Raw genomic sequence first — 5,416 nt, forward strand, 5'->3', positions numbered from 1 at the left:
CGCCGAGCGGATCGGCATGTACGAGTTCATGAAGGAGATGCAGACGCTCGCCTTCGCGCAGCTCGAACCCGAGGCGTATGAGAGCATCACCCGGCGGCTGGAGCAGCTGAAGGCGGGCGGCGGCGACCGGATCGCCAAGATCGCTTCGGGGCTCAAGCTGCTGCTCGCCCGCGCCGGGATCGAGGCGGAAGTGTCGGGGCGCGAAAAGCATCCGTACAGCATCTGGAAGAAGATGCAGGAGCGGCACATCAGCTTCGAGCAGCTGTCCGACATCATGGCCTTCCGCGCGATCGTGCCGAACGAGGAGGATTGCTACCGCGCGCTGGGCATCATCCACCGGCGCTGGCCGATGGTGCCGGGGCGGTTCAAGGATTATATCTCCACCCCCAAGCGCAACGGCTATCGCTCGCTGCACACCTCGGTGATCCATGCCGAGAACCAGCGCGTCGAGATCCAGATCCGCACCGAGACGATGCATGCCGAGGCCGAGCTCGGCCTGGCGGCGCACTGGGCGTACAAGCAGAAGGTCTCGGCCGCGACCCAGCACAGCTGGATCGCCGATCTGATCGAAATCCTGGACACCGCCGCCAGCCCCGAGGAGCTCCTGGAACATACCCGGATGGCGATGTACCAGGATCGCATCTTCGCCTTCACCCCGAAGGGCGAGCTGATCCAGCTGCCCAAGGGCGCGACGCCGATCGACTTCGCCTATGCGGTCCACACCGATCTCGGCGACCAGGCGGTGGGCGCCAAGATCAACGGCCGGGTGGTGCAGCTGCGCACCGCGATCGAGAATGGCGACCAGGTGCAGATCCTGCGCTCCAAGGCGCAGACGCCGCAGCCGCAATGGCTGAGCTTCGCGATCACGGGCAAGGCGCTGGCGGCGATCCGCCGCCACCTGCGCCATGTCGAGCGCGACCAGGCGGTGGCGATGGGGCGCAAGATCTACGACGATATCGTCACCCGCCTGCCCGCCGCCCCGGGTGCCGAGGCGCTGCCCGAGGCGCTCAAGCGGCTGAAGCTTTCCGACGAGGCGGCGCTGATGCAGGCGATCGCGCGGCGCACCGTCACCGACGCGCAGGTGATGGAGGCGCTGATGCCGGGCTCGGCGGGCAGCGGCGTCGCGCAGGCGCCGCAGGCCTCGGCGATCTCGATCAAGGGGCTGATGCCGGGCGTGTCCTACGACCTGGGCGAATGCTGCCACCCGGTGCCCGGCGACCGCATCGTCGGGTTGCGCCGCCCCGACGCCTCGATCGAGGTGCACGCGATCCACTGCGCGACGCTGGCGGCGCTCGCCGAGCGGTCGGAAATGGAGACCGACTGGGTCGACCTGCAATGGGGCGAGCGCAACGAGGGCGCCACCGCACGCATCCAGGTGGAGGTGAAGAACGAGCCGGGGACGCTGGGCGCGCTGGCGACGATCATCGGCCAGCATCGCGCCAATATCATCAACCTGCGGCTCGACACGCGCGACACGCTCTACCACACCAACACGATCGACGTGGAGGTGCACGACGTGGCGCAGCTGATGAAGCTGCTCGCCGCCCTGCGCGCGGCGGACGTGGTGATCGCGGCCGAACGGATCTGAACGGCCGCCGCTTGCCCCGGCCGTTTCCCCCGATACAACAGTGGCACTTCCCCAATCAGGACAAAGCCATGGATCGCCGCAGCTTCCTCGCCTCGACCAGCGCGACCGCCGCGCTCGCCCTCCTGCCCCGGACGGCCGGTGCACAGACTGCACCGACTCCGCCGGGTGATCCGCGGCTCAATGCCGTGTTCGACCGCACCTTCGCCCGCCTGCTCCAGCGCGCGCCCGAACTCGCCACCTCGCTGGGCATGGACAAGGGGCCGAATGCCGCGCTCAAGCACAAGCTGTCCGATGAATCTCCCGCCGCCAAGGCGCGCGATCAGGCCGAACTGAAGGCCACCATCGCCGAGCTGACCGCGATCACGCCCGAGGGCCTGTCCGCGGACGATCGGCTCAACCGCGAGGTGGTGCTCTATTCGCTGAACGCCAACGCGCTCGCCTATGACCGGTACAAGCTCGATTCGGTCATCCGCCCGTTCACCATCACGCAGCAGGGTGGCGCCTATTTCGGCACGCCGGACTTCCTCAACTCCAGCCACACGATCACCAATGCGGAGGATTGCGCGGCCTATCTCGACCGGCTCGCCGCCTTCGCCGGGCAGCTCGATCAGGACACCGCCAACCAGCAGGAGCAGGCCTCGCGCGGCTATCTGGCGCCGGACTTCAGCCTGGACCTGGCGCTCGGCCAGATGGCGGCACTGCGCAAGCCGGCGGCGGCGGACAGCGGGCTCGCCACCTCCGTGTCGAAGCGCGCCGCCGCCGCGAAGATCGCCGGCGACTGGAACGCGCGCGCAGCGGCGATCATCGACAAGCAGGTCTATCCTGCGCTCGACCGGCAGATCGCGGCGGTGAAGGCGCTGCGGGCGAAGGCGCGCAGCTCGGCGGGCGTGTGGGATGTACCGCAGGGCGACACGATCTATGCCGCGGCGCTGGCGCAGGCGACCACCACCACCTTCACGCCGGACGAGGTCCACAAGATGGGCTTGGAGCAGGTGGCCGAGATCGGCGCGCAGCTCGACACCATCCTGAAGCAGCAGGGCATGAGCCAGGGCAGCGTCGCCGAGCGGCTGACCGCGCTCAACACGCGGCCCGACCAACTCTATCCCGATACGCCCGAAGGCCGCGCCGCGCTGATCAGGAGCCTCAATGAGGGCAATGCGGCGATGACCGCCAAGCTCGGCCAGCTCGTCAACAATCCGCCGTCCGAGCCGCTCGACATCCGCGCGGTGCCTGTGGAAATCCAGGACGGCGCCTCGAACGGCTATTACCACCGCGCCGCGCTCGATGGCTCGCGCCCGGCGATCTACTGGATCAACCTCAAGAGCGTCGCCGACTGGCCCAAGTACACGCTGCCGAGCCTCACCTATCACGAGGGCGTACCGGGGCACCACCTGCAGATCTCGATCGCGCAGGCCGCGCCGCAGCCGATGCTGCGCAAGCTGGGCTTCTTCGGCGCCTATACCGAAGGCTGGGCGCTGTACGCCGAGGGGCTGGCGGACACGCTGGGCGGCTATGCGACGCCGCTGGAGCGCGCCGGCTTCCTCCAGAGCTATCTGTTCCGCGCCGCGCGGCTGGTGATCGACACCGGGTTGCACACCAAAAAATGGACCCGCGACCAGGCGACCGACTATATGGTCCAGACCGTCGGCTTCGCCCGCCCGCGCTCACAGCGCGAGGTGGAGCGTTACTGCACGATGCCGGGCCAGGCCTGCTCGTACAAGGTGGGCCATGCCGCCTGGGTGCGCGCGCGCGCCAATGCGGAAAAGATCGCCGGCGCCAAGTTCGACCAGCGCGCGTTCCACGAGGTGATGCGCGCGGGCGCGCTGCCGCTGACGATCCTGGAGCGGTTGGCCGAGGAGCGTGCGCGGGCGATGGTGTGAGTGGCGAAAGTGCGCCGTCTTACCAGAGGCGGCGCACCCCGAAGCTGTCGAACAGCTTCTCGTTCGAGACGAGCCACATCTGCTCGACAAGTGATTGAGCGATCAGCAGACGATCGAACGGGTCGCGATGCGGATGTTGAAGGCTGCCGGCCAAGTCGCCATGCGCGAGTGTCACGTCGAGTGTGGTAAACCCCTGCTCCGCAGCCACCTGGGAGAGCCGCCCAGCGATCGCAGCAGCTTGCGGCAGTTTGCCGGTACGATGCTTGGTCGACACTTCCATCGCGCATACCGCACTGAGGAAGACCTCGTCTGCTTCGGCAATGGCGGCTTCAGCACGTCTGGACAGCCGAAGGTCATCAAGCAGCCACCACAACACGGCGTGCGTGTCGAGCAGCAGCCTCAACGCCCTTCCCAAGCCCGTAGCTCTTCCTCGGGAAGGGGATCGAAGAAGCTGTCATCGAACGCGAACATACCTTTCATCGTCCCCGGAACCCGCTTGCGACGCGGCTGCACTGCGATCGGGACCAGCTTGACCGCGGGCTCCCCGGCTCGCGCAATCACGATGTCCTCGCCGGCAAGTGCGCGGTCGATCACAGCAGACAGGTCCGCCTGCGCCTCGTCGACCTTGAACACCGTAGCCATGGCCATCTCCAACGAACCAGGGTTCACTCTTTCGGCACTCTATCAACAAAATGGTGATTCGATCATCACCATTCTGTAGAACCGCGCGCCATGCTCCGCCCTGCCCTGTCGATCGTCATCCCCTGCTACAACGAGGCCGCCTGCCTTGATCAGCTGCACGCGCGTGTCTCCGCCGCTGCCCGTAGTGCGGTGGGCGAGGATTATGAGATCGTCCTCATCAACGATGGATCGAAGGACGCAAGCTGGCCGGCGATGCAGCGGCTCTCCGCCAGCGACCGCCACCTCGTTGCGGTGAACCTGTCCCGCAACCACGGCCACCAGCTCGCGCTCACCGCGGGGCTGGACCTGTGCTCGGGCGAGCAGATCCTGATCATCGACGCGGACCTCCAGGACCCGCCCGAGCTGCTCGTCGATATGCGCGAAACGATGGCGCGCGAGGGCGCCGACGTGGTCTATGCGGTCCGCCGCAAGCGCCAGGGCGAGACGCTGTTCAAGAAGGCCACGGCCGCCGCCTTCTACCGCGTGCTCGACAGCGTCACCGACACGCCGATCCCGCTCGACACCGGCGATTTCAGGCTGATGACCCGCCGTGCGCTCGACGCGCTGCAGGCGATGCCGGAGCAGGCGCGCTTCATCCGCGGCATGGTCGCCTGGGTCGGCTTCCGCCAGGTCCCCTTCCCCTATGACCGCGCCGAACGGTTCGCGGGCGAGACCAATTATCCGCTCGCCAAGATGCTGCGTCTCGCCATCGATGCGGTCACCGGCTTCTCCACCGCGCCCCTGCGCTGGGCAAGCCACCTCGGCATCGCGCTGACCTTCGTGTCGCTGCTGCTGGTGGTCTATATCGCGGTGGGGTTCTTCACCGGATCGGCGGTGCAGGGCTGGACCTCGACGATGCTGATCACCGTGGTGCTGGGCGCGGCGCAGATGTTCGTGCTGGGCATGATCGGCGAGTATCTCGGCCGGCTCTACATCGAGTCGAAGCGCCGGCCGCTGTACCTGGTGGCCGATATCGCCGGCCGTGCCGGCGGAGAGGCCCGGCTGGGCTATGTCGCGCCCCAGCCGCAGGATGCGACCGTACGGGAGGCCGCGGAATGACCGCGCCTCAGAAGCCCCCACGCACCTTCCACGTCAAGTCGTTCGGCTGCCAGATGAACGTCTATGACGGCGAGCGCATGGCCGAGCTGCTCGCCGATCAGGGCATGACCGCGGCGGATGCGGACGATGCCGAGCTGGTGGTGCTCAACACCTGCCATATCCGCGAAAAGGCCACCGAGAAGGTCTATTCGGACATCGGCCGGCTGCG

5 protein-coding genes and 1 pseudogene are annotated in these 5,416 nt (G+C 67.4%); 4 read left to right on the top strand and 2 right to left on the bottom strand.

Annotated elements, in window-relative coordinates; translation table 11 throughout:
• Together ACFDTH_RS17170 and ACFDTH_RS17175 are read left to right on the top strand one after the other, a co-directional pair.
• On the top strand, nt 1-1,588 hold a 1,588-nt coding region (locus ACFDTH_RS17170), incomplete at its 5' end, for a RelA/SpoT family protein (RefSeq protein WP_375288779.1).
• Between the two features lie 68 nt (nt 1,589-1,656).
• Entirely contained in the window at nt 1,657-3,468 is a 1,812-nt protein-coding gene (locus tag ACFDTH_RS17175) for a DUF885 family protein (RefSeq protein WP_375288780.1), read from the top strand.
• A 19-nt stretch (nt 3,469-3,487) separates the two neighbouring features.
• On the opposite strand, the gene ACFDTH_RS17180 is transcribed toward ACFDTH_RS17175, so the two are convergent.
• Both ACFDTH_RS17180 and ACFDTH_RS17185 read right to left on the bottom strand, forming a co-directional pair.
• Entirely contained in the window at nt 3,488-3,871 is a 384-nt protein-coding gene (locus ACFDTH_RS17180; RefSeq protein ID WP_375288781.1) for a type II toxin-antitoxin system VapC family toxin, read from the bottom strand.
• Nucleotides 3,868-4,110: a type II toxin-antitoxin system Phd/YefM family antitoxin gene (locus ACFDTH_RS17185; protein ID WP_375288783.1), complete on the bottom strand. Its 243-nt coding sequence runs from the start codon at nt 4,108-4,110 to the stop codon at nt 3,868-3,870. The genes ACFDTH_RS17180 and ACFDTH_RS17185 overlap by 4 nt, the downstream gene beginning before the upstream one ends.
• Before the next feature lie 90 nt (nt 4,111-4,200).
• Here ACFDTH_RS17185 and ACFDTH_RS17190 point away from each other — a divergent pair, with 90 nt between their 5' ends.
• Nucleotides 4,201-5,208 (top strand): glycosyltransferase family 2 protein, encoded by a 1,008-nt coding sequence (locus ACFDTH_RS17190; protein ID WP_375288782.1) that lies wholly within the window; start codon nt 4,201-4,203, stop codon nt 5,206-5,208.
• Nucleotides 5,205-5,416 (top strand): annotated as a pseudogene (locus tag ACFDTH_RS17195) (tRNA (N6-isopentenyl adenosine(37)-C2)-methylthiotransferase MiaB); the annotation flags it as partial. The gene ACFDTH_RS17190 and the pseudogene ACFDTH_RS17195, both read left to right, overlap by 4 nt.

The sequence above is a fragment of the Sphingomonas sp. genome, from assembly GCF_042096255.1.
In the GTDB taxonomy this organism is placed as follows: Bacteria; Pseudomonadota; Alphaproteobacteria; order Sphingomonadales; family Sphingomonadaceae; genus Sphingomonas.

Bases quoted from the DNA above. Each gene is read 5' to 3' on its own strand.
- ACFDTH_RS17175 (WP_375288780.1), top strand. From the start codon at position 1,657: ATGGATCGCCGCAGCTTCCTCGCCTCGACCAGCGCGACCGCCGCGCTC.
- ACFDTH_RS17185 (WP_375288783.1), bottom strand. From the start codon at position 4,110: ATGGCTACGGTGTTCAAGGTCGACGAGGCGCAGGCGGACCTGTCTGCT.
- ACFDTH_RS17190 (WP_375288782.1), top strand. From the start codon at position 4,201: ATGCTCCGCCCTGCCCTGTCGATCGTCATCCCCTGCTACAACGAGGCC.